The 21,931-nt window shown below is 69.8% G+C and carries 20 protein-coding genes and 1 CRISPR repeat array; of the genes, 3 read left to right on the top strand and 17 right to left on the bottom strand.

What is annotated here, in order from left to right; genetic code table 11:
* Positions 1-223: 223 nt before the first annotated feature.
* Complete coding sequence (locus AB0M35_RS25935) at positions 224-712, bottom strand: SRPBCC domain-containing protein (protein ID WP_363748542.1); 489 nt, start codon at positions 710-712, stop codon at positions 224-226.
* Positions 713-851: 139 nt separating this feature from the next.
* Here AB0M35_RS25935 and AB0M35_RS25930 point away from each other — a divergent pair, with 139 nt between their 5' ends.
* A complete protein-coding gene (locus AB0M35_RS25930; RefSeq protein ID WP_363748541.1) occupies positions 852-1,277 on the top strand; it encodes a helix-turn-helix domain-containing protein in 426 nt (141 codons plus the stop codon).
* 316 nt (positions 1,278-1,593) lie between these two features.
* Here the strand turns inward: AB0M35_RS25930 and AB0M35_RS25925 are convergent, their stop codons facing one another.
* The 5 genes from AB0M35_RS25925 to AB0M35_RS25905 all read right to left on the bottom strand — a co-directional run bounded on the left by AB0M35_RS25925 (position 1,594) and on the right by AB0M35_RS25905 (position 5,878).
* Complete coding sequence (locus AB0M35_RS25925) at positions 1,594-2,253, bottom strand: class I SAM-dependent methyltransferase (protein ID WP_363748539.1); 660 nt, start codon at positions 2,251-2,253, stop codon at positions 1,594-1,596.
* Positions 2,254-2,371: 118 nt separating this feature from the next.
* Positions 2,372-2,899 (bottom strand): hypothetical protein, encoded by a 528-nt coding sequence (locus tag AB0M35_RS25920; RefSeq protein WP_363748538.1) that lies wholly within the window; start codon positions 2,897-2,899, stop codon positions 2,372-2,374.
* Positions 2,900-3,443: 544 nt separating this feature from the next.
* Positions 3,444-3,866 carry a hypothetical protein gene (locus AB0M35_RS25915; RefSeq protein ID WP_363748537.1) on the bottom strand — a complete coding sequence of 141 codons (423 nt, stop codon included), beginning with the start codon at positions 3,864-3,866 and terminating at the stop codon, positions 3,444-3,446.
* A 42-nt stretch (positions 3,867-3,908) separates the two neighbouring features.
* On the bottom strand, positions 3,909-5,000 hold the full coding sequence (locus AB0M35_RS25910) for a helix-turn-helix domain-containing protein (protein WP_363748536.1): 1,092 nt from the start codon (positions 4,998-5,000) through the stop codon (positions 3,909-3,911).
* Between the two features lie 518 nt (positions 5,001-5,518).
* Positions 5,519-5,878 carry a helix-turn-helix domain-containing protein gene (locus tag AB0M35_RS25905; protein ID WP_363748535.1) on the bottom strand — a complete coding sequence of 120 codons (360 nt, stop codon included), beginning with the start codon at positions 5,876-5,878 and terminating at the stop codon, positions 5,519-5,521.
* A gap of 81 nt (positions 5,879-5,959) precedes the next feature.
* Between AB0M35_RS25905 and AB0M35_RS25900 the strand changes: the two genes are divergently transcribed.
* Positions 5,960-6,940 (top strand): zinc-dependent alcohol dehydrogenase family protein, encoded by a 981-nt coding sequence (locus tag AB0M35_RS25900; protein WP_363748534.1) that lies wholly within the window; start codon positions 5,960-5,962, stop codon positions 6,938-6,940.
* Positions 6,941-7,636: 696 nt separating this feature from the next.
* Positions 7,637-8,340: a CRISPR direct-repeat array (repeat unit 37 nt; unit sequence GCTGCGCCCGGTCACCGAGCCGGGCGAGGATCGCAAC).
* A 562-nt stretch (positions 8,341-8,902) separates the two neighbouring features.
* Here the strand turns inward: AB0M35_RS25900 and AB0M35_RS25895 are convergent.
* Positions 8,903-9,232 carry a hypothetical protein gene (locus AB0M35_RS25895; protein ID WP_363748533.1) on the bottom strand — a complete coding sequence of 110 codons (330 nt, stop codon included), beginning with the start codon at positions 9,230-9,232 and terminating at the stop codon, positions 8,903-8,905.
* A gap of 128 nt (positions 9,233-9,360) precedes the next feature.
* Between AB0M35_RS25895 and AB0M35_RS25890 the strand changes: the two genes are divergently transcribed.
* Positions 9,361-9,540 carry a hypothetical protein gene (locus tag AB0M35_RS25890; protein WP_363748532.1) on the top strand — a complete coding sequence of 60 codons (180 nt, stop codon included), beginning with the start codon at positions 9,361-9,363 and terminating at the stop codon, positions 9,538-9,540.
* A 200-nt stretch (positions 9,541-9,740) separates the two neighbouring features.
* On the opposite strand, the gene AB0M35_RS25885 is transcribed toward AB0M35_RS25890, so the two are convergent.
* The 10 genes from AB0M35_RS25885 to AB0M35_RS25840 all read right to left on the bottom strand — a co-directional run bounded on the left by AB0M35_RS25885 (position 9,741) and on the right by AB0M35_RS25840 (position 21,931).
* Complete coding sequence (locus AB0M35_RS25885; protein WP_363748531.1) at positions 9,741-10,142, bottom strand: hypothetical protein; 402 nt, start codon at positions 10,140-10,142, stop codon at positions 9,741-9,743.
* A gap of 120 nt (positions 10,143-10,262) precedes the next feature.
* Positions 10,263-11,252, bottom strand: a complete 990-nt coding sequence (locus AB0M35_RS25880; RefSeq protein ID WP_363748530.1) for a DUF932 domain-containing protein — start codon at positions 11,250-11,252, stop codon at positions 10,263-10,265.
* A 70-nt stretch (positions 11,253-11,322) separates the two neighbouring features.
* Positions 11,323-12,636 carry a helix-turn-helix domain-containing protein gene (locus tag AB0M35_RS25875; protein WP_363748529.1) on the bottom strand — a complete coding sequence of 438 codons (1,314 nt, stop codon included), beginning with the start codon at positions 12,634-12,636 and terminating at the stop codon, positions 11,323-11,325.
* Between the two features lie 376 nt (positions 12,637-13,012).
* Positions 13,013-13,750: a hypothetical protein gene (locus tag AB0M35_RS25870; RefSeq protein ID WP_363748528.1), complete on the bottom strand. Its 738-nt coding sequence runs from the start codon at positions 13,748-13,750 to the stop codon at positions 13,013-13,015.
* Positions 13,751-13,834: 84 nt separating this feature from the next.
* Entirely contained in the window at positions 13,835-14,524 is a 690-nt protein-coding gene (locus AB0M35_RS25865) for a hypothetical protein (RefSeq protein WP_363748527.1), read from the bottom strand.
* A gap of 292 nt (positions 14,525-14,816) precedes the next feature.
* Positions 14,817-15,662 carry a replication-relaxation family protein gene (locus AB0M35_RS25860; RefSeq protein ID WP_363748526.1) on the bottom strand — a complete coding sequence of 282 codons (846 nt, stop codon included), beginning with the start codon at positions 15,660-15,662 and terminating at the stop codon, positions 14,817-14,819.
* A gap of 203 nt (positions 15,663-15,865) precedes the next feature.
* Positions 15,866-18,325 (bottom strand): DUF87 domain-containing protein, encoded by a 2,460-nt coding sequence (locus tag AB0M35_RS25855; RefSeq protein WP_363748525.1) that lies wholly within the window; start codon positions 18,323-18,325, stop codon positions 15,866-15,868.
* Positions 18,322-20,073: a DUF87 domain-containing protein gene (locus tag AB0M35_RS25850; RefSeq protein ID WP_363748524.1), complete on the bottom strand. Its 1,752-nt coding sequence runs from the start codon at positions 20,071-20,073 to the stop codon at positions 18,322-18,324. Before AB0M35_RS25850 ends, AB0M35_RS25855 begins: the two co-directional genes overlap by 4 nt.
* The gene (locus tag AB0M35_RS25845; RefSeq protein ID WP_363748523.1) at positions 20,070-20,960 is read right to left on the bottom strand and encodes a PrgI family protein; all 891 of its coding nucleotides are present in this window, start codon (positions 20,958-20,960) and stop codon (positions 20,070-20,072) included. The genes AB0M35_RS25850 and AB0M35_RS25845 overlap by 4 nt, the downstream gene beginning before the upstream one ends.
* 53 nt (positions 20,961-21,013) lie before the next feature.
* Entirely contained in the window at positions 21,014-21,931 is a 918-nt protein-coding gene (locus tag AB0M35_RS25840) for a conjugal transfer protein TrbL family protein (protein ID WP_363748522.1), read from the bottom strand.

The raw sequence follows: 21,931 nt of genomic DNA, 5'->3' as shown, positions 1-21,931 counted from the left end.
GATCAGGCGCGCCATCAGAATCACGGCCGCGGCCGGAACCCGCGAACGAATCGTGGACCTCACCACCACCGGGAGACGTACCGGCCTCGTCGCGTTGAGATCTCGTGCTATCGCACCAACGGCGCAATCCCGATGTTCGTCATGCGTGGTCCGTGCTTTGCCGATCCGATGGTTGCTGATGGTCGAAAACGCTGTGCTGCGCGGATTGATCCCCGAGGCACTATCACCGCCGTTGCGGACGCTGCCGGCCGGATTGCAGCACCGCGTCGAGGCCGTTTAGCCGCAGCACGCTCGCGCCGCGCAGGTGCGCCAGATCCGTACTGCCGTCCCCCGTGCACTTGAGGAATGCCACCTGTTCGGTCCATTCCAGGCGGGTTCCGTCCGTCTCTGCGTCGAGCCGGACGGTGACCAGTGAGGTCCATCGCAGGTCGCCGTCGACGATGGCCTCGTAGCCGTAGACAATCCGGTGTGCGTCCGCGATGTCGATGTACCGCGACCGGTACTCCAGCCGCTCGGGCGCCGTGTCCAGCCCGGTGAAGGTGCTGCTTGCCGTCTCGCCTCCGCCCACCCGGAAGTCGTGCTCGTATGAAGCTCCGCTGCCAGGAAGCCGGAACCATCCCCGCTTGATCGCGGTATCGGCGAACGCGGTAAAGACCACGCCCGGCGGCACGTCGAGGTGCCGCGAGATCGTGAAGGTGTCGTGTCGGACCATGCCGTCCTCCCGCTGTCACGGCCACCAAGGGGTGGCCGCACGTCCGTTACGATCAGTAAGAAACGTGCGGCCGGCGGATTTAGTCCGGCTCGCCCATACGCACTTTGAAGTCAGCTACTGACGTACGAGGAACAGAGCCGTGACAAGCCTCCTTGGCACCGAACTCGCACAGCGTGGGGTCGCGCCGGACTGCATCCAGACGATCGAACTCGTCCGCGACGTGCTGGCGCGGGTGGGCGACAAATGGACGCTGCTGACCATCACGGTCCTGGCGTCCGGCCCACTGCGCTTCACCGCGCTGCACGAGCAGGTCGCCGGCATCTCGCAGCGGATGCTCAGCCAGACGCTGCGCGCCCTCACCCGCGACGGGCTGGTAGCCAGGACCGCATACCCGCAAGTACCCCCGAGGGTTGAATATGCCCTGACGCCGCTCGGCCGCTCACTGAGCGAGGCCGTGGACGGACTCGTGCACTGGGTCCGTGGCCACCAGAGCGACATCCTCCGCAACCGCCACGAGTTCGACCAGGCACCCGCCGAGAACACAGCCACCCCACCCCACGCGTAGCCGCGCCCGATCACCCGCGACTGCGGCAAAGCGATCTTCAGTCGAGTTCAGACACACTGTCATCGGCAAAGCCGTGAGCGGCTGGTCATGTTCCGGAGGCACTGTAGGGGGCGAGGATTAGTTGGGGCGGCGGTCGAGGTCTTGCGGGCGCGGTCGTAGCGCATGGTGCCGGCCAACCTCATTGCCGCGACGTACGGCGTAGATAAGTCGTAGGCCCCTGTGCGCGGACATCCGCCCGTCGGCCCCACCGACCGTTCGACTTACCCCGGCACCCTGTCACGCATCGCGACGCCCGGCCGGCAGCACATCCCGCACCCTACGCGTTCGTGGAGCCGGTCTTGCGGACCAGCATGTACCCGTACCGGGGCTCCGCGTCTTCGGGTGGGGTTTCGCCTTGAAAAACCAGGGCGAAACCGGCGGCGGTGAAGCGGTCCTCCATCTCCCGGGCCGAGAGCCAGTACCGATCGAAGTCGATGCCGAGACTGCCAACACGGCTACCGGGACCGTTACGATGCCCTGTCCCGTCGCCGTGCTTGAACGCCGCCACCAGGTAGCCGCCCGTCCGCGCGACCCGGGCCAGCTCGGCGAACGCCCGTACCCGGGCGTCCGGTGCCAGGAAGATCAACGAATACCAGCAGACCACCCCAGCCAGCGACGCGTTCCCGAACGGTAACTGCCGCAGATCGGCGACCGCGTACCCGAAACCCGGATGCTCCCGCCGCGCCACCTTCACCATTCCTGGCGACAGATCCACCCCGCGCGGCGACAGGCCCCGGCTCGCGAGGTACGGAAGAAGTCGTCCGGTGCCGCAGCCCACGTCCGCGACCTCCGCGCCCACGGCCAAGGTCAGCTCGGCGAACAGGTCGAGCATCGCGCGCTCGACCGGCATGCTCTCCAGCACCCCGACCAGGTTTTCCGCGTACCACTCCGACAGCACGTTGTGCGCGTCCCGCAGTTCCTCGGTACTGGCGTCCATCCCTCCGCTGACCCTCTCCGTTGTCGGCCGTCGGGGCGGCGAATCTACCGCAGGACGCCGAGCTGAACGATGCTCGCGGGCGCCAGGCAGAATGTTCCGAAGAGGATGGCCGCAGGGCTCAGCCGCGGCTGGCGTACAAGTAGACGGTCACCGCGTCGGGGGCATCGAGGTTGAACAGGACGGCTCGACGTGTGCCGTCGGCAGTGGGTTGCTCTTCATCGAGGCCGGAGACGGACTTGGCGGTTTCGGGGTCCCACAGGTCGCCGCCGCCGACGTTGTGTTCTGCGTCGACTGCCCGTAGTCCGGGTGCGGGCGTCGCAGTGAACTTCGCCGTGGCGATGAAGGCGTCGAGCTCGGTTCTGGGTATGCGAAACTTCGCCGAAAGCAGAGTCTCCAGGCCGTTGCTGTAGGCGGCGGTAAGGAGCACGGTTCCGGGCGGCAGGGTCACGTGAGCGACCGCTTCCACCTGAGCCGCGCTGGCGACCTGCGGCGTGGACTGCACTGGGAGCAGGTCGATTCCGTTGGTGCTGGCGACGAGCCCGGCCCCACAGCACGTGACCAGCGACAGCACGAGGCTGATGCACGCAAGTACCAACGCTATGGTGCCGCGCCGATTGCGGGTGGCCGGGACAACGGTCTCGATCATCGCCGACACAATACGGTGTGCACGCTCATCGGCACGTCCGGACACCGGGTGGCCTCGGGAGCAGTCACCGTCGGGTGGCACGCGGTCGGCGGTAGAAGCGGACGTTTCCTGGGGCTTGCCGATGGCGAGGGTTCGTCGGCACGTCGACATCAGTTGATCGCCGTTTCGCACTTTGGTGCCTGACAGAAGATGGGCCTGGGCGGCCACACCGGTCCTGTGTGGGCATGCTCGTGCCTGACTGGGCGTACCGCCGATCCGGACGCCTCGTCTTCAACGGCGAGTCAGGCTTCCCCGGCCCGCCGAGCACCACGGCGTGGCGAACTACCGCCCTTTCGTCGCCGGTCAGCGTCGTCGTCGCGGCCCCGGTCGGATAAGAGCAGCTTCTGGTCGACCACGCGAAGACCCTGGCCGCCGCATACGAGGCACTGCCCCTTCGTTAAGCCGAGTAGTTGTCAGTAGCGACTACAGGAGATTGTGCTTACGGGCGAAGTCCGGGAACTCCGTTCCGGAGCAGGGCAGACGAGCACCCGTTGCTCTCAATGCCTCAATGAGGTTCCCCGCAGCCGTCAGGGTCTGCTTGCCGTCCCGGCAGGCCGCCGCGAGAAGCCAGATGGTGCCGTGAACGCGGGCGCCGTAGGCAACGGGCGACCTGCGTCGCGTTCCTGTCGTCCGTGATGGCCACGCCTTCCCGCAGTTCGGCGGCCGCGAGGACGGACGCTTCCCCGAGGTCGCGCTCACCTGAGCCGAGCCGCGCGGCCCATTTGGTAAAGCACCGCACCTCATCGAGCGTGTCCAGCTGGGCAGTGGTCAGCCAGCCCGCCTCGCAAGCAACGGCCAGTTCACGATGATCCTCAGATCCCGCCCGCAACTCCTCCCGAACCACCTGAGTCGTCCAACATTCGGCATCGAGCAGCAGATCCTGCAAGACGTCCAGCCGGTCAGCGAGAGTGAAGTGGCTGAAAACCATGGTGTCGAGCACAAGGGACGGAGCTGACGTGCGGTGGGCGACTCACGGCGCGATTTCCAGGTCGTCGTCCTGCGGTAGGTCCGCCTCGGCGATGTGGCCATGCATCAACTCCAGAGCCCTGGCACGTGTGATTCGCCTGTTCCGCAACGCTCCCATCACGGCCTTTGCGTACGTGGGCGATACCCGTACCGACTCGAGGTCGGGCTGCGGTACCCAGCCCACCGCCTCCATGAACCCCGCGTAGGTCGGCCGAACCTGGCTCCAGGCCCTACGGGTCTCTGCGTCGATGGCCCCTGCCTGCTCAGCCTGCCGCAGCGCCAGCAACCAGGAGGTACGGTATCGAGCCGCATAGCTCACGATCTGATCCCGGCTCACCGTCCCACGGGCTGCGGCAATCGCTTGCACGGGCAGCAGCAGTTCGGCGGCGAAGGCATCAATCACCGTCTCCCGTTCTGCACGTGAGGCACTCAGGCCGAGGTCGGCGGAATATTCATCACCAATGATGAGGTGCCCCAACTCATGGGCAGCGGTAGCCCGACGGCGGCCAGGATCGCCCGTGGTGCTCACGACAGCAACGGCGATGTCGCCCTCGACGAGCGATGCGCCGTCGCCCGGCAGGTCGGTGACCAGAACCCACTGACCTGCGCGCTCGCAGACGTCCATGATGCTGCCGATCGGTCCATCGCCGAGATCGAACCGCTGCCGTAACCACCGGGCTGTTCCACGCGCATCGTCCTCGGACGTCACCGGATGCGGGTAGCGAAGCAGCGGACGGGCACGCAGGACGCCAATGTCCAGCAATTGCTGGACATTGCGCAGCCACTCCACCAGGGCGATTTCGAGGCGTTCCGACGACAGTGCTGCCTCAGTGTCGGTTTCCTCGGTCAGCGGCGCCGCCCGTCGGGACAACACCGCTGGCGGCGGCTGAATCAAGTACTCCATCGACACCTTCAGCGCCCTGGAGAGCCTAGCCAGCTCCAAGCCGTCCAAACGGCGGCTGCCAGCCTCAACCTTGGCCAGCATGGTGCGATCTAGCCCCACCATCGTGGCGAGATCCTGCTGCGAGATCCCCAACGAAAGGCGGGCTTGTCGTACCTGCTCACCGACAAGGGGCCAGTCCCAGCCATCAGCCATTGTGCGATAATCGCACACTCCGCGCCGGAATGGGTCAACACACGGAAGTCCAGGATTCCGCGTATCCTGCTGACGCCGCAGGGTCATCGCACGTTTCGCGGCTTCGGGGGCAAATCCGAAGCCGCGAACCCCGCCGCCGAAGCTCGTCATCCGGCAGCACGGGCACCGGCCAGCAGACGCTCGACCTACACACCCACCGTCGAGCAACTCGTCGTGCTCAGCTATCTCGCTCCGACAAGCACCGCGCTGCCTCCGGCCTTCGCGACGATATTCCGTTCTGGCAACCAGCGCCGCCACGCACCAGCCGCGAGCTGGCGCCACCGTGCAGGAGCAGCCGCCGCCGTGGTGGCGCCGAACAACTCCGCGTAGCCCAAAGGTTCAGGTCGTCGTCGTGTTCGTGTCCGCACCTGCGACCCCGCGCGAAGCTGTCGCCTATCCGTCCGCCAATGAGCTCCTCGTGGCGAGGGCGCGCGAGGCGTTGGGGCTCAGCGTCGCCTGGACCTCTTCAGCGGGTTGGTTCAGTGCTCGTTCTGTTCCTGGAATTCGACGATGGCGGCGCCGTTGTCTCGGGCCCAGTCGGTCAGGACCCCGATCGGTTCGACCAGGGTCTGCCCGAGTGGGGTGAGGCTGTACTCGACGCGTGGGGGCGCCTCGGCGTAGGCGTGGCGTTCGACCAGGCCGTATGCCTGCAGGCGGCGCAGGGTCTGGGTGAGGACCTTGTGGGAGATGCCGCCGATAAGGTGGGCCAGCTCGCCGGGGCGCCGGGGTTGCAGGCTGAGGGCGAACAGCACGATCACCGTCCACTTCTCGGCGATGATCTCGACGGCCAGACGGGTGGGGCAGTCGGCGAGGAAGACCTGACCGTGGGCGTCGTGCACGAGGTCAAAAGGTACCAGCGGGTTCCTATCGGCTCCGTAGCGTTTTCCGGTGAAGCCCACCAGGAGCACAAGGAGCCATTCATGCCACGAGTAGTCGTGTTCGACGAGACCGGCGGACCGGACGTTCTGCGCGTCGTCGATGAGCCGGTCGTCGAGCCCGCAGCCGGCGAGGTACGCGTACGGATCGAGGCCTTCGCAGTCAACCCGTTCGACCAGATGGTCCGGGCCGGGCAGTCCCCGCGGCCCGTGCAGTTGCCGCACGCGCGGCTGGGCGTCGAGGGAACCGGTGTGATCGACGCGCTCGGGCCCGGGGTGACCGGACTGGCCGTCGGCGACCCGGTCATCCTCGGTGCGATACCCGACTTCGAGACCAGGGGCGCGTACGCGGAGTACACCACGCTGCTGGCCGACCGGGTGGTGCCACGGCCCACCGGGCTGGAGCCCGTCGGTGCGGCGGCGCTCTGGGTGTCCTACTTCACCGCCTACGGCGCGCTGGTGGACAGGGCCAGGATGCGGCCCGGGGACCAGATTCTGATCACTGCGGCGTCGGGCGGTGTCGGGCGGGCCGCGATCCAGATCGCCAACCAGATCGGCGCCGTGCCGATCGCGGTCACCCGACAGAGCGCCAAGGTGGAGAGCCTGTTGGCCGCCGGAGCCGCCGCGGTGATCGCCACCGACCGGGAGGACATCGGGGAGGCCACCCGGCGGCACACCCGTGGGGTGGGCGCCGACATCATCCTGGACGCCGTCATGGGCCCGGGCCTGGCCGAACTGTCGCTGGCCGCGAAGCTCGGCGGCACCCTGGCCACGGTGGGCTGGCTGGACCCGCGGCCGGCATCCTTCCCGGCGAATCCATCGCTGACCATTCACCGCTACATGGCTTTCGCGGACATGGTCGACCCGGAGACCGCGCGGCGCGTCGCCGCGTTCCTGGCCGCCGGTGTCCGCACCGGCGTGCTGCAGCCGACGGTGGACCGGGTGTTCACGTTGGACGACATCATCGAGGCACACCGGTACCTGGAAAAGGGAACGCCGACGGGCAAGATCGTGGTGACGCCGTAATCGTCGCCGATGCGCCGTAGGCGCCAGCCTGTTCGTCTGCCTGGCCGGCACCGCCGGAAGTCCGAGTTCGCCGCCATCTTCGACGGCCTCGAACTGGTTTCGCCCTGCGTGGTGCCGGCCAGCGAACCCCCGCCGCTGACGCCAGGGCCGAGAATGGGTTGTCCCAGTCAATCTCCCCGCCAGCTTGATCGACCGCGTCGAGCAGCTGCTCGCAGGTCCGCCACGCCCGCACAGTCGAGTCCCGCGTGTCCCGCGCGTGCTTCCAAAGGCCATCCCAGCCGTACGCCGGGCACCGCCTAAAGAGCGAGACCGCCTCATCCCACCGAGGGCCAGCCGGTAACCGGACAGCGAAGGCGCACACCGAGCGTTGCCGCTTCCAGCGGCAGCCAGCCCGTAGCCGGCTTAACACGTATCGGCTACCGGCTGGAGCGACGTCCGCCGGTGTCGCACACTCTCCGGCACGGGCGATCGGGGACGGCGCGGCGCTCCCGCTGTACGCAGGGTGTCGCCGCGTAGCCTCCATTGTCAGATGCCACGGCCGATCGATCAGGTGAAGCATTGATGATCTAGGAACCCTAAGCGACCACGGAAACCTGGGGAGGTTCCGAACTGGTAAATGTGGATCGAATGGGCAAACTGGACCGAGTGTGTCTACAAGTCGCATCGTCGGATCGCTATAACTGCTGCTCATGAACCGCTGCGCCCGGTCACCGAGCCGGGCGAGGATCGCAACCATGTGCCCGGCTCCGTGAGCCAATCCAGGATGCGCGCGCTGCGCCCGGTCACCGAGCCGGGCGAGGATCGCAACAACTACCCGCGCTGCAATTCCCACATTCGGAATCCGGCTGCGCCCGGTCACCGAGCCGGGCGAGGATCGCAACGGTTTGTCGCGCCGGCCCTCCCGGCTGTCGCTGGCCGCTGCGCCCGGTCACCGAGCCGGGCGAGGATCGCAACGCCGGCTGGTCGACGGCCGGCGTGCAGGCCGGCGTGGGCTGCGCCCGGTCACCGAGCCGGGCGAGGATCGCAACGCGTCCGGCCGCGACCACGCCCTGGCGCACCGCGCCGTGCTGCGCCCGGTCACCGAGCCGGGCGAGGATCGCAACCTCGTGCGGGCCGGGAAGATCTACGCCGGCCGCGGCGCTGCGCCCGGTCACCGAGCCGGGCGAGGATCGCAACACCCCAGCCGTCCCCGATGTCGAAACCGTCGGCCTCGCTGCGCCCGGTCACCGAGCCGGGCAAGGATCGCAACAGGCGGGCGAGGAGGCGGGTCACCTCGCACCCGCCCGAGCTGCGCCGGGTCACCGAGCCGGGCGAGGATCGCAACCCGAACGAGGCCGACGCGGTCGAGGATGCGGGCGGGCACGCTGCGCCCGGTCACCGAGCCGGGCGAGGATCGCAACGGCCGCGAGCCGAACGCCCTGGAGCTGTCGCGGTTGAGCTGCGCGATGACGGTCGAGGCGCTCATCTTCGACTTCGACGGCCTGCTGATGGACACGGAGACGACGCTGCTGGAGAGCTGACGTTGGGAGTGGCGGCGGCATGGCCTGGAGTTCGATCCGGTCGGTTTCTTCGCCGACCATGGCGGCGACGCGGACGAGCCGCGGTACGGCGCGCTCGCCGCAATGGTCGGATCGGCCTACGACCGTGAGTCCAGTCACGCGCTGCGGATGGCGTACCGGGCCGGAACTGAATGCGGCGCTGGAGCCGGCACCGGGCATCGTCGGCTGGCTGGACCGGGCCGCGGAGCTGGGGCTGCGCTGGCGAGCCGGTGCCGGTTCCTGCGCGCGCATGTGTCGGAGGGTGTCTTGGTGGTTGAGGAGCAGGCGGTTGAGCAGGGTGGTGTGGTCGGGCAGTTGCGGCGGTAGGCGTGGTCGGTTGGTGCGATGTGTCGCGGTTTTGTCGGTTGTGAAGCGCAGAAAGGGCGGTGGGCCGCCCGTGCGGGCGGCCCACCGTGCGGGTCGGTCAGGTGGTGGAGGTGTGGAGTACGTGGGCGGCTTGGCGGAGTAGGTTCTCGATGGCTCGGCTGGCGGTGTAGAGGTCGTGGTGGTTGTCGATTTCTGTGGCGTATGCCCAGTCGAAGGTGCCGTTTCCTATGGCGGGGACGTGCCAGAGGTCGCCGTCGTGGTCGAGGAAGAGTGCGCAGTTCCAGGGGTCGGCGAGGAGGGTGAGGGGTTGGGTGGTGCAGGTGATGGTGCAGGCGCAGTCGGGGTTGTTGTAGGTGGTGCGGGGCTGGTGGTGATGGACGATGCAGCGGCAGTCGCAGAGCCGTCGCCACGGTGGGATGTAGGCCATCGGGATCCTCCGGAGTCGTGGGTAGGCGTACGCGGCGGCCCGCCGCCGGTGGTGTGGGGCGGGTACGCGGTGGGCAGGTGCGGTGTCATCGCGGTTTGCTGCTCGTTCTTCCGGGGCCGAGGAGTGCGGTGTTGGATCTGGCGGGTTTCCTCGGCGGTGAGCAGGTAGGCCCGCAGCTGCGGTGTGCCTTCGCGTCAGGCGCGGTAGAGGCGGTGGGTGCCGTCGATGAGCAGCGGGGCGGGTTGCTGTCCGGTGATGGTGAGGTGGGCGACGATCAGGGTGTGGTCAGGTCGGTGGTCATGGCATAGGTCCGGTGGAGGTCGGTGCTGGCCGGGCCGATGAGGCTGACGGTGTGCGGGTCGTCGAGCCGGGTCAGGCCGTACGCGGTGGCCCAGGTCGCGACGTCGAGCGGTCGGGTGTCGCGGGACAGTGCCGCGATCAGGGCCTGCGCGGCGTTGAGAGAACACCTGTGGCCCGAAGTGGAACCACTGGGGCTGTCGAGGGCTCGTCACGTGGTGCCCTTGGTGGTGGTGACGTGGCGGTAGATGGCGACGCAGCGCAGGATCAGTTCGTGTGACGGCAGGGTCAGCAGTCGTTGCCGTTTGTCGTTGTGGAGTCGGTCCCAGATCAGGAGCGTGACCGAGGCCGACCACATGTCCACGATCACGCCGTCGATCTTGAGGTGCTGCCGGTTGGCGACGATGCGTCGTAGCGTGTCGATGAGGGTGGTGTCGCCGGGCGGGTGGTTCGCGTCGTCGGGCCGGGCGGCCTCGGGCAGCAGGGTGTAACAGTCCTCGCAGGTGTCGTCCCTGCGTGGCGGCTCGTCGGTGTCCCACCGGTGGATGTCGGCGGCGGGAAGCCCGCACACCGACTGTCGGGCGTCGCGGGGGTGGAGGAGGTGCCGGCTCATCGGCTGCCTGCCCGGCCGGATCCGCACGTCGTCGTGCACTGCGCCATGGGGATGCGTCCCTTCGTGACACCTGTCGGGGCAGCGGCCTGGGATGGCCGCTGCCCCGACAGGTGTGCGTGATCAGACCTTCAGTAGGTCAAAGGCAGCCACCTTCAGCTCGCCGACGTTGCCGGTGATCACCCTGTTGGCGCGGACGGTGGCGTTCTTGGCGGGCTGGTAGTGGTCGAGGTACTCGGTGATGGCCTGAAAGCCGGCCCACCGGCTGCCGGCGATAGCCTTCTGCGTGTCGGCCTCGCGGATCAGGTACTTCAAGGTGCCGAGGCGCTGCTTGGCGTTGTTGCGGGTCTGGTCGGAGGCGTTGTCCTTGACCGGCCACACCTGAGCAACGACGGTCTCGAACTCCCGCATGGTCATCTCGGTCTGCAGCATCCGCTCGGCGGCCTTCTCGAACGTCTCCATGTACTGCCACATCAGCCCGAGGGCTTCCCGGGCCTGACTGATCTGCGAGTTGACGTTGGAGGTGTGCCGGAACGTGTAGTGCCCCACCGAGTTCGCGAACGCCGCCCGTTGGGTGTTGGCACACACCACCCGGATCGGGCTGGCGTCCACCCGCAGCGCGGCGCTGCCGTCGTGGCTGGTGGTGCCGATCAGGTACAGGTCCAGACGGTCGACTCCGCCGATCTGCATCGCCTGCGGCAGCTTCATCGTCACGAACACGCTCTTGCCGCGGCGCAGGCTGCCGGCGGTCTCGAAGTGGGCGCCACCGACCTGATCGACCAGGCGGTCGAGCATGTCGGCGCACTGCTCGTTCTGCACCACCGTGTAGTCGGTGCCGACGATGCCGAGGTACTCGGTGGCGCCGGTGACCGGGTTACGGCGGACAGTCATCCGCTTGTCGTCGGCAGGGATCTGCACCTCGACGCCGTCGACGATGTCGATGCCGACGGTGCGGATGGTGCGCACACCCCAGTCACCGAGCCGCGCCGCGGCCATGATCTCTTCGGCGCGCATCGTGTCCTGCGTGACGGTGCCGAGCTGGTGCCACGCCGACAGGCGGGCGGATGCGAACGCGGTCGTCCCGTCGCTGAAGGTTTCCAATTCGTGCGGCACAGGGTTTCTCCCTTCGCTTACGGCTGCGGGGCCGAGCACACGGCGCGGCCCCGCAGCGGGGTGGTGTGAGTCAGGACTGATCGCTGTCGTCGGTCTGCCCGGTGTCGGCGGGTGCCGGGTGGGCGAAGGTCAGCGGGGCGTCGGAGACCAGGAGGATCCGGCCGGCGGCGGCTGCCTTGGTCAGGTTGTTGCGTACCGCCCCGTTGCTGACCGCCCGGTCCAGCTGCGCGGCAAGCGCGGTGGCGATGTCCTGTGGGGTCATCGCCGTGCCGGGATGGGCGGCCAGGTGCTCCAGAGTCAGGCGTTCCAGCTCGCCCCGCCCGAACGGCTGGCTGCCGTCGGCGTTGACGCTCCCGTCGCCGCTGCGCGGGATCGTCGTCCTGGCGACGCCCGCCAGGGGAGAGGGCGTGCGGGTGGGCAGGGTGACGACGTGTGTCTCACCGTCCGCGTCGACGATGTGCAGCGTGCCGTCGGGGCGGATCAGCGACTGCACCGCCGCGATGGCGGTCGGGGCGGTGGCGAGTGCGCGGATGACCTGACGGCAGAGCGGGCAGCGGGGTGGTTGCGGGTTCGGGTCGACCTCACTGGCCTTGGTCGGGCCCGGGATCCACCGCTGCGGCAGGCCGGGAAGCCGGCGGGCGGCGTCGGCCTGCTCCATCGCGGTGAGCAGCCGGGTCGCGGTGGTCTGCCCGATGCCGCTTTCGGCCACGATGACCTCCAGGGTGGCGCCGTCGTCGCCGTGGTCGGCCAACACACCCTTGATCGCCATGACCTTGCGGTCACCCGGCCGTGCCGGCTGCATCACGGCAACCCGGCGGGCTGCCTCGTCGGTAGTGTCGGCGTCACCGCCCTCGCCGCCGTCCTCCTTCGCGTCGCCGGACCCTTCGTCCAGGCCGGTCGAGCCGCCGTCGTCGTGGCCGGCGCCCGGCTCGCCCGGGTCGGGTTCCGGGTCTGTGCCCTCGGCGCGGTGGGTCTCGTCGTCCTGGCCGGGCTCGGCGTTGACGTCCGGGTCGGTCGGCGGGGCGGGCAGGTCGACCGATGCGGTGTCCGGCTCGCCGGGACCGGTGTCGGGACTCGGGTCGGCGTCCTCGGGGGTGCCCTTACTGGCGGTGTGCATGTCACCAGGGCTGACGTCGTCCGGCGTGGTGCCGCTGGCATCGACAGGGGTGACGAGGGTCCAGCGGGCGGGTATGCCGTCGGCCGAGTCGGCGTCGGCGTTCACCGGCACGACAAGTCCGGCGTCGGCCAGGGTCCTCAGCGCCTTGTCCGTGGTGGAGCGGGCCTTGCCGGACTTGTCGGCCACCTCGTGGACGGTGCCTTCACCGAGGTCGGTGAGGGCGTCGAGGACGGCCTGCGTGGCAGGCGTCAGGGACAGGTGATCCATCAGATTTCCCTCCTTCAGGGGTTGGTGGGGCGGCCCGGCACCGTGTGGTGCCGGGCGGTGGTACGCCGGGCCGCGGGCCGCAGCCCGGACGGCGATCCGCGAGCGGACTGCCGTCCGGTGTGCGGGCAATGGCGATCCGGTGGCTTCGACCGACGTGACACCGCACGGACCCAGCAGGCCGACGCCGGTGACATCGCCGCCGCTGATGAGCCGGGTCCTGAGCCGGCGACCAGGGTCAGCAACTCGCTTCGCCGCTACCCGCCGCATCTCGGCGGCTGCGGGTCGCGGCGCGAAACACGATGGTCGGGCCGGTGGAGGCCCGGCCGGTGGCCGGGGTGTCCCCGCGGTTGACAGGCCGCCGCACCCGGGCCGGCTGCTAGCTGGTGAGGTGGGTGAGCTCGGCGGGGGTGAGCTGGTCGGGGGTGCGGCTCCGCCAGGTGTCGGAGTGGCGCAGATGCCACCAGCGCAGCAACGCTCGGCAGGCCGAGGCGAGGTCATCCCCGCACACCGGCAGGGGATACGTCATCGCGGGTGCGGTGAGTTGATGCAGGGCGCCGATGTAGGCAGTCGCCGTCCATCCCTGATCGGTTTCGGTGACCTCGCCGACGACCCGGTCGGGGTAGGGAATGTTGAAGGCGCTGGCGGCCTCACTGTCGGGCACCACCAGCCACGTGTGCTGCTCACGTCGGCGCAGGGTGGCCACGCCACGCGCCGGGTCGCCGCGGTACAGCAGCAGGTGACGCTCGTCGCTGCTGCCCAGTACCGGCCGATGGTTACGCCACGCGCGGTACGCGGTGACGAGTATGGCCCCGAGCACGAGGTGTCGTTCGCGGGCGGCGAGGGCGTCGGTGAGTGTCTGCTGGTAGCCGGCGATGTGAAGATCGGCGCTGGCGGCCAGACCGCGGCGGCCCCGGCCGGCGAGGGCGTCCACTCGGTGGAGGGCCTGGTCGAGTGCGGTGGTGCTGTCGGTGAAGTCGCGGGCGGTGGTGTGGAGGAGGCGGGCGAGGTCACCGATCGGGTTGAGGGTGGCGGTGTCGTGGCGCCACAGGGGCTCGGGGAGGACGTCGTGGGTGTCGGCGGCGATACGCCGCAGCGCCGGATCGGTCAGGAACACGGAGGACTCCTTCGCGGATAGGCCGGGCATGGCGAAGGCCGGTCGCCGTACTGCGGCGACCGGCCTCGTGGCAGGTGGCGGGTGCTAGGCGAGGGTGATGGCGCACAGCCTCGCGTCGGGGCGAAGACCCCGGACGTAGGTGCAGGCCTCGTTGAGGAACCGGAACCGGTCCGCGACTGAATCGCTGGCCGGGGTGAGGAGGCGGCCTTTGGTGGTGATCAGCGCGTCACCGATCAGGGCGATGCGCCAGTGCAGCCCGACGTAGGTGTGTTCGCCCGCCTGGTAGGCGGACAGTTCGTAGGGGTCGAGGTGGTGGGCGATCATCGCCAGTACCTGGGGTTGCTGTTCGAAGCGGCGACGTGCCTCGTTCGGGGGGATGGTGGCGGGGGCGGCGTGGTGGTGGGCGAGGAAGTCCTCCCACGGTCGGGCGGGTCGGGTGGTGGTGGCGATGAGGGTGTTCCAGGCACGCCACCGCAGGGTGGCGTGCCGGGCGGCGGTGGCGGCGGTGCGGGTCAGGTCGAGGCGGCTCTTGCGGCCTCCGGCGGCGCGGGTGACCGCACCGAAGCGGCGGACTGCGTCGAGCAGGTAGTAGCCGAAGAAGCGGGTCAGCCAGCCGATCACCGGCCGGTGGCGTACGTGGTAGCGGCGGGTCGGGGTGCCGTGGGCGTCGAGGAGGTCGTGGACCTTCTCGCAGGCGGCGAACCAGTCGGCGTCGGCGCCGGGGGAGAAGCAGACGGTGACCGTCAGTCCGACGATCGCCGCAGGTGTGGGCATGACAGGGTGCTCCCTTCACGACAGAGGTGGGGGCGGGTGGTGCCACCGGGCGGGGCGTCTGCACCGGGACGGTTGCCGTGTGGGCGCGAGGGGGATCAGGAACCGACCGCGAGGGTGGGTGGGTGATCCCGCTGGCGCGGGCAGGTCCGAGAGGGAGAGACGGGGCGGCGGTGCGAGCAAAAGGTGAAGCTGCACCGTAGCGTCGTGACCTGACAGCGCCATCTCCGCTGCGCCTTGTCAACATGCCGCTGAGCAGCCCTGACAGGAATGGCGGTGCGGCTGTCAGGGCCTGTCAGGTGAGGAAGACACCGTCGTCGTCGAAGGTGGGGTTGTCCGCCACCGGCTGGCCGTGATCACTCGGGAGGTCGGCCAGCCGCACCCGGGTGGTCGTGCCGGCGGCAAGCCACACCGCGTCGGCCGGGTCGGCGGCATGCGTGGCGGTCGCGCACGGCACCTCGCCGCCCAGCAGCCGGTGCAGGTGTTCCTCGCGGTGGGCGCTGCCGAGCCAGAACAGCACCGGGTAGCGGGGGCCGCCGCGGCGGGTCAGCTGTGCGTAGCGGTCGAGTTTCGCTACCACCCGGCCCAGCGGTTCGGTGCCGGTGTCGGCTTCCAGGAAGAACCCCACCCTCGTGTCGCCGCTGCGCCACAGGCCGTGTCCGTCGGCGGTGATGGTCCGGAACTGCTTCGTCGTGGTCGTCTCCGACCACCACCGGTCCAGGCTCGTGCCCGGCCGGTGGCGGGCGTGGGCGGTCAGTCGGACGAAGAATTCGTTCGCCAGGAGCAGATGCGCCAGGTGCGGGTTGGCCGACAGGCGGTGCACGATCTGCCGGGTCGCCCGCACGGTGGGTTCGGGTCGGTGGTGGGCGGCGGCCTGGAAGCGGTGCCCCAGGTGGCCGAGGGTCCAGTGCCACGGCCGGGTGCCGCCGCCGTCGCGGTGGAACCGGAACCGGTCCAGCAGGCCCAGGGCGGCCAGTTCACCGAGGCGGAGCTGACAGGTGCGTCGGGCCTGAAACAGCATCCGGTGGATCTGGTCGGTGGTGAGCACCTGGTGGTCGTCGAGGAGTTGCAGCAGCCGGCGGTCACGGCCGGTGATGTGTGGGTAGATGGCCAGCAGGCCAGCGGAACGCGATGTCGCCATGAAGCATTACCCCGATGCAGAGAGAGTCCCGAAGGGAGTCTGGACAAGACGATCGTGGTCGTGGGGTTGCCGTAGCCCCGATCAGCGCAGGTCAGGGACCTGACAGGCCCGCAGGCGCAGGCTCGTTGGGGGCCTCGTGTCGCCGACACCCCCACACGAGCCCCCACCGCCGCACCCCGCCGAGCCCCCGAACGAGCGGCCGGTCACCGATCGCGGCTGTTCAACCGTCGCGTCATCGCCGTACGGGCGAGCTGCTGCATCGGCGGCTCACCCTCGGCGTGGGCGTGCGCGGCGGCACATTCCTGCCGGATCGCGGTCGCCTCACCCACCACCGGCACGGGCGGGTGAGTGGTGAACGTGAACGCCGGCAGTTCCCGGTTGTCGACCAGCAGCCGGGCAGCGGCCGTGTACACGTCGAGGTGCGCGAGATCATGCTCGTCCACCTCAGGTTTGGTATGCCGGGACAGCTCCCGGCCGTCGGCCGGGTCGACAGTGAAGTACACCTTGCTGCGCGCGTTGGCCGACACCGCCGCGGCGATGTCCTTCGGTAGCTGCGCGAGGTCCTGGTGGGCCAGGACGAGCCCGAGGCGGAACCCACGCGCCTCGGCCAGCATGTCACCGACACTGCCCGGCAGAGTGAGGAAGTTCTGACACTCGTCGATGTAGAGGACAGCGTCTTTGCGCTGGTCCTCAGCGACCGCGGCGCGGGCGATGGCGGCCTGCCACACCCGGGCGACGATCAGCGACCCGAGGATCCGGCTGGTCTCCTCACCGAGGATGCCCTTGGGTAGCCGGCACAGCAGCACCCCGCCGTCGAGAACCGCACCCATGTCGAACGAGCTGCGGGCGTTGCCGATGACACTCTTGACGAAGTCACGCAGCAGGAACGCCCGTAGCCGGGCCAGGACGGGGGCGATGACCTGGCCGCGGAAGGTCTCGTTGATGCCGTCGTACCAGAGCCAGAACCCGCCGAGGCCGTCCGGGTCGTCCAGGCCGTGGGTGAACCGGCCCCGGAACTGGCGGTCCTGCAACAGCGACGGCACCAGACTCAGCGTCGGTTTCGCGTGCCGCATCAACGTCAGACAGGCCACCCGCATGGTGTCGTCCATGCGTGGTCCCCACTGACCGGCGAAGATCCTCGCGAAGATCCCGACGAGGTTGTCGACGGCCAGATGCGGATCGCCCTGGTCATCGAGGGGGTTGAAGCAGGCCGGGTTGTCCTGGTCCGGGTCGATGATCGCGATCCTGCTCGCGTACGAGGCGGGAAGCCGGTCGAGGATGTCGGTGATCAAATCTCCGCGTGGGTCGATGACCACCGTCCCACGGCCGGCTTTGATGTCACCGAGGATCATGTTCAGCAGCAGCGTGGACTTACCGACACCGGTCTTACCGACCACGTGCAGGTGCTGGCGGGCGTCGGTCACCCGCAGACCGACACTGTGACCGCCGAGCTGCGACCGTCCGAGCACCTTCACCCCACGGCCACCAGCAGGCACCTGCACCGGCGCGGGCACGGCCTTGGCCCGCGCCCGATCCAGGCCCGGCACCGCGAGGTCCTGCGGCAGCGCGGCGAGCGCGGCCAGTTCCGGCACGGTGGCGAGGAAGCCTCGTCGTAGCCGGCGCCCGGCGAGGGTGGCCACCGGCTGCGGCATCTTCATCCGCCGCAGCCGATTCGGGCCGGTGTACGTCGCCGCAGCCGAGGCGATGGTGTGTCTGAGCCCGACCAGACGCTCCCGGACCTGCCTCGCCCGTTGCTCGTCGATCGGCTTCCGGTCCGCGGCGACGGCGTACCGGACCGCGACCTCGAAGTGCGGCACCCGCACCGCCTTGTCCACCACCGTCCGCGCGTCGGCGCCAGCCACCGGATCCCGCTCCACCGGTCGCCGAGTCGTGGCCGGGGTGTGTGGCCGGGACGGGCCGGGCGTGAAGACGTCGAGGATCCACAGCAGGGGTGCGACGGCCAACTGCGCCGCGCCCGACACCGCGCGGGCGGCCACGTCGGGTCGTCCGTGCGGGTGGGTGCCGGCGGTGGCGGCAGCCCGGCGGGCGGCGCGGACCCGGTAGGCGGGGGCCGGGCGGGCCAGGACCTGCACGCACGCGTGTTCCCGATGACGGACCTGCGCCCCGGCGGCCAGCAACGCCCGCAGCGGATCACTGTCATGCTCGGCACGCAGCGGCAGGCCGTCAGTGTGCTGCGGCCAGTGCGCCCCACCCACCTCCTGCTCCACCTCGGTGGGGATCGGCGCGGCAGCCTCCGCGGTGGACAGGGTGGCGGCGGGCCAGGCCGCCCGGACGGCGGCTTCGACCGCGCCGGGCGGCACCGTCGCGGGAACCCACACGCGGATGGTCAACGTACGGCCGGTCCACAGGTACTCCCAGGCGACGTGCGGATAGCCGAACAGCCGCCGTCGCCACACCGACGGCGGGGTCAGCACCCCCATCACGGTGATCCAGAACGCGGCAGCCGCCTCCGATGTGACCTCCGGCGGGGCGGCAATGGTCAACCACCGTGCGCCGACGGCCAACCGGCGGTGCCGCCAGGCGAGCACCCGGTCGTGGCCGACCATCGCCGCGACGATCGCGGCGGCGGCGAACAGCCCGAGCCACGGCCGGGCGACCACCCACTGCCACACCTCGGCGGGCCAGGTCGGGAAGGTGGTCATCCGGCCTCCCCGAGACCCGTGACGGCGATGCGGTGTTCTGCGGCCGACCCGACGCTGCGGAACGGAATCCGGATACGGCCGGCGACGAGCAGGCCCTCGCCCCGGGGTGCGGACAGCAGCAGTCGGGACTCACCGGCAGTGAGGTGAAATGCCTCCGCCACCGCATCGATGGACTGTGCCGACTGGCGCATCAGCACCTGCGTCGCGGCGTTGGACACCACCGCCAGACCGAGGTCGGTGGCCAGGACGTCGGCGGCGTCCTGGGTGATGACGCACAGCCCGGCGGACCGTTTGCGGGCCGCCTTGGCCATCCGGAACAGGAACCGGGCGCCTTCACTGTCGCGCATCAGCAACCACGCCTCGTCGACCACGACGAGCTGGCGACGCCGGTGGCCGCTCGTGGGCGGGGTGTCGATGCCCGACCAGATCGAGCCCAAGGCCAGCAGCGTGCCGACGGTGCGGAGTTCGTCGGGCAGATGCCGCAGCGACCACACCACCAGGTGCCCGGTCGGTGCGGTGGTGGTCGGCCCGTCGAACAGGCTGGCGAAGTTCCCGCTCGTCCATGGGGTGAGTCGGGCGGCGAGCTGCCCGGCGGCCGGGTCGTCGTCGGCGCCGAGGGTGGCGGCCAGGTCCCGTAGCAGCGGCGCCGGTTTCGTCCAGGTGGCCGGGTCACCGGTGATTCCCGCCCCGGCATAGGTGGCGGTGATCGCCCGATCCAAGGCGGCGCGTTCGGCGGGCGGTGGTGCCGCGCCGAGCATGACCGCGATGAGTGTGTGCAGGTACAGGCCGCGGCGGGTCAGGGTGTCGGGCCGCGGGTCGGCGGGCAGGTCGAGCGGGTTGACCCGGACACCGGGCCGGCCGAGCTGCACGACGGTCCCGCCGACGTGCGCGGCCAGCGGCGCGTACTCGTCCTCTGGGTCGATGACCGACACCGCCGTGCCCTGGTAGAGGTTGCGCAGCACTTCGAGTTTGACGAAGTAGCTTTTGCCGGCGCCCGAGCGGGCGAGGACGACGCTGTTGTGGTTGTCCTGCGCCCACCGGTTCCACACCAGCACCCCGTGGGAGGTGGTGTTCACCCCGAACAGCACCCCCTCGGGTGGGGCGATGACGCCGGGTGTGGGGGCGGCGAGGTCCGCCGAGGCGAGAGGGAACGCGGCGGCGAGGGCGGTGGTGTCGAGGATGCGGCGCATCCGCAGCGGATCCACCCCCAGCGGCAGGGTCGATATCCAGCCCTGCTGCTGGCGGAACGTGGCCGGCTGCAAGTCGAGCAGCACCGACGCAGCCGCCGACCTCACCCCCGCGGCGACGGTCGCCAACTCCTCGAGGGTCCGGGCGTGAATGGTGACGTAGATACCGACGTCGAACAGCTTCGCCGCACCCCGCGCGACCCGTTCGGCCAGATCCGCGGCGTCCACCGCTGCCGCCTCGACCATCGGGTCACCCAACCGCCCCTGCTCGGCATCGAGGCGCCGCGACGATTCGAGGCGGGCCCGTTGACGCTTGAGCATCGGCGCCGCCACCTGCGGTACGACGGGCTCCAGGTGCACCGCGACGTCGACGCGGCCGGGGTAGGACAGCAGAGGATCGAGCCAGGCCGGACCGACCTCGGCCGGATAGCCGCACACCACGTAGGTGGCGGCGTAGCCGTCACCGACCCGCAGATGCGACGCCGTGACCTCCAACGCGGCCGGCGACGGCATCCCCATCCCGGCCGCAACGTTCCTCGTTCCGGTCTTGCGCAGGTTCATGGTGTACTCCGAAAGGTGACAGGGGTGCCCGGCACGGCCCGCGGGCCGGGCACCGGTGGAGACAAGGGGTCGACCGCGTGGGCGAGGGCCGAGGCGACGGCCGGCCCGTCCAAAGCCGCCGCTTCGACACCGAGCCCGGACAGGGCACGCACCGCGGCGTCGGCCGAGTGCGCGCCGGAGACGACCGCGAGCACCTGGCGGCGCAACGGGTCACGCTCAGCGTCGAGGTCGAGGAGAAAACCGGCGTGATCGTCGGCGGCGGCCTGCAACGCCGGATGCGGCAGACGTGGCGCGTGGTCGACGATCAGCTGCGCGTGGGCGCTCAGGTCATGCCGTTGCGCGGCCACGACGATCTGCGCCGCCCCGGTCAGGCTGTTGAGGAACCTGCCGAACCCGTCCAGCAACGCGCTCTGTTCGCTGCCGGTGCGCAGATGGATGTTGGTGGTGCCGCACGCGATCACGACCTTGTCGCTGCCCTCGCAGGTCAGGACCCCGGTCGGGCTGACCGCGGTGACCGGGGAGCGCAGCGGCGCCGGTACCGGCGGTCGACCGGCGACGGCCGCGACCATGCTGGCCCGGGCAGCGCCGGGGGTGAGTGTGCGGGGGCTGGAGGTCAGGGCGAAGCCGTGCCGAAGCCACACATCCAAGGGCAGACCGTCGCGGCGGCCGAGCGCCACGACGATCGCGACGGCGAACACGATGACCCCGGCGACGATCCACGCCACCGGCGGCAGGACGTGCCCGACAGTGCGGTACACGGTGAACGCGGCCAGGCCGACGCCGCCGAGGATGCCGAGCTGCCGGAACGTCAAGCCGAAGGCGATACGGTCAGGTTCGTTGACGTTGGCCGGTACGACAGCACGCGGCGTGTCATCAAGCTGAGTCATTGGCGACTCCCGTAGGTGGGTGGGCGGGGGACCTGACGATCGGCTGCTCATGGCTATCCCCGTAGTCCCGCTGCGGGCCGGCCGAGACCGCGTGCCATCCGCTGCACGGCGACGGTGCGCAGGATGAGCGCGGTGATGTTCGGCGGCCGGCCCTGGTGGGTGACGAACCGGTGCATCAGGCTCGGGATCTTGACCGTGGTCCACAGCACGACGACGACGAGCAGCAGGTTGAGGGTGTCGGAGGCGGGCAGGCCGAGCAGGATCGGCAGGTTCGACTCCGGGTCGACCAGCAGGTTGATGCCCGCCGAGAACGCGACGGCCTGCACCGCCGGGGTGGCCAGACAACCCAGCAGGGCACGCCACCACAGTGTCGCGGCACCCTGGGTCCACGGGGTGGCGTAGCAGGCCAGCGCCACCGGCGCGATCCCCGCCAAGATCACCAACAGGCCGATGCGGGCCAGCCAGCCGGCCACGAGCAGGAACATCAGCACCACGATGAGCAGCCCGATGACAGTGATCAGCAGGGCGTTGCCCGGATCGGTCATCGCCGACGCGACACGCGCCCGGACGAACGCGATGGTCTCGGTGGTCGGCGCCGCCTCACCGGCCATCGCCACCGTCAACGCGTTGGCGATGCTGATCAGCACGCCGGTGAGCGGGACCGCGAACGCCGACAGGATGAACCCGACCACGAGCCGAGGCACCAGGTGTTTGACGTGGTACTGGGTTTCGACGGAATCACCGAGCATCACCGCGATACCGGCGGCGATGACTGCGACGGCGAAGCAGGCGTTGACGACCAGGGCACTGTTGCCGGCGATCGCGCGTACCTGCGGCAGGACCGTGATGTCCGGTGAGACGAAGATCGACGACGTGAGGAAGGCCAGGAGCCCGCCGAGAAGAGTGTTGACCATCTCGGCGAGCCAGCCGACCAGGCCGTCCATCAGCCAGGTGACCATGCCCGGTGACAT

The sequence above is a fragment of the Micromonospora sp. NPDC051196 genome, assembly GCF_040682415.1.
GTDB lineage: Bacteria > Actinomycetota > Actinomycetes > Mycobacteriales > Micromonosporaceae > Micromonospora.
This window is presented reverse-complemented; position numbering and strand designations above follow the sequence as displayed.

What these genes read in the sequence shown, in the direction of transcription:
- AB0M35_RS25850 (WP_363748524.1), bottom strand. Translation starts at nt 20,073, where the DNA reads ATGAACCTGCGCAAGACCGGAACGAGGAACGTTGCGGCCGGGATGGGG.
- AB0M35_RS25865 (WP_363748527.1), bottom strand. Translation starts at nt 14,524, where the DNA reads ATGCCCACACCTGCGGCGATCGTCGGACTGACGGTCACCGTCTGCTTC.
- AB0M35_RS25900 (WP_363748534.1), top strand. Translation starts at nt 5,960, where the DNA reads ATGCCACGAGTAGTCGTGTTCGACGAGACCGGCGGACCGGACGTTCTG.
- AB0M35_RS25910 (WP_363748536.1), bottom strand. Translation starts at nt 5,000, where the DNA reads ATGGCTGATGGCTGGGACTGGCCCCTTGTCGGTGAGCAGGTACGACAA.
- AB0M35_RS25915 (WP_363748537.1), bottom strand. Translation starts at nt 3,866, where the DNA reads ATGGTTTTCAGCCACTTCACTCTCGCTGACCGGCTGGACGTCTTGCAG.
- AB0M35_RS25855 (WP_363748525.1), bottom strand. Translation starts at nt 18,325, where the DNA reads ATGACCACCTTCCCGACCTGGCCCGCCGAGGTGTGGCAGTGGGTGGTC.
- AB0M35_RS25895 (WP_363748533.1), bottom strand. Translation starts at nt 9,232, where the DNA reads ATGGCCTACATCCCACCGTGGCGACGGCTCTGCGACTGCCGCTGCATC.
- AB0M35_RS25875 (WP_363748529.1), bottom strand. Translation starts at nt 12,636, where the DNA reads ATGGATCACCTGTCCCTGACGCCTGCCACGCAGGCCGTCCTCGACGCC.
- AB0M35_RS25840 (WP_363748522.1), bottom strand. Translation starts at nt 21,931, where the DNA reads ATGTCACCGGGCATGGTCACCTGGCTGATGGACGGCCTGGTCGGCTGG.
- AB0M35_RS25845 (WP_363748523.1), bottom strand. Translation starts at nt 20,960, where the DNA reads ATGACTCAGCTTGATGACACGCCGCGTGCTGTCGTACCGGCCAACGTC.
- AB0M35_RS25925 (WP_363748539.1), bottom strand. Translation starts at nt 2,253, where the DNA reads ATGGACGCCAGTACCGAGGAACTGCGGGACGCGCACAACGTGCTGTCG.
- AB0M35_RS25860 (WP_363748526.1), bottom strand. Translation starts at nt 15,662, where the DNA reads ATGGCGACATCGCGTTCCGCTGGCCTGCTGGCCATCTACCCACACATC.
- AB0M35_RS25885 (WP_363748531.1), bottom strand. Translation starts at nt 10,142, where the DNA reads ATGAGCCGGCACCTCCTCCACCCCCGCGACGCCCGACAGTCGGTGTGC.
- AB0M35_RS25920 (WP_363748538.1), bottom strand. Translation starts at nt 2,899, where the DNA reads ATGATCGAGACCGTTGTCCCGGCCACCCGCAATCGGCGCGGCACCATA.
- AB0M35_RS25935 (WP_363748542.1), bottom strand. Translation starts at nt 712, where the DNA reads ATGGTCCGACACGACACCTTCACGATCTCGCGGCACCTCGACGTGCCG.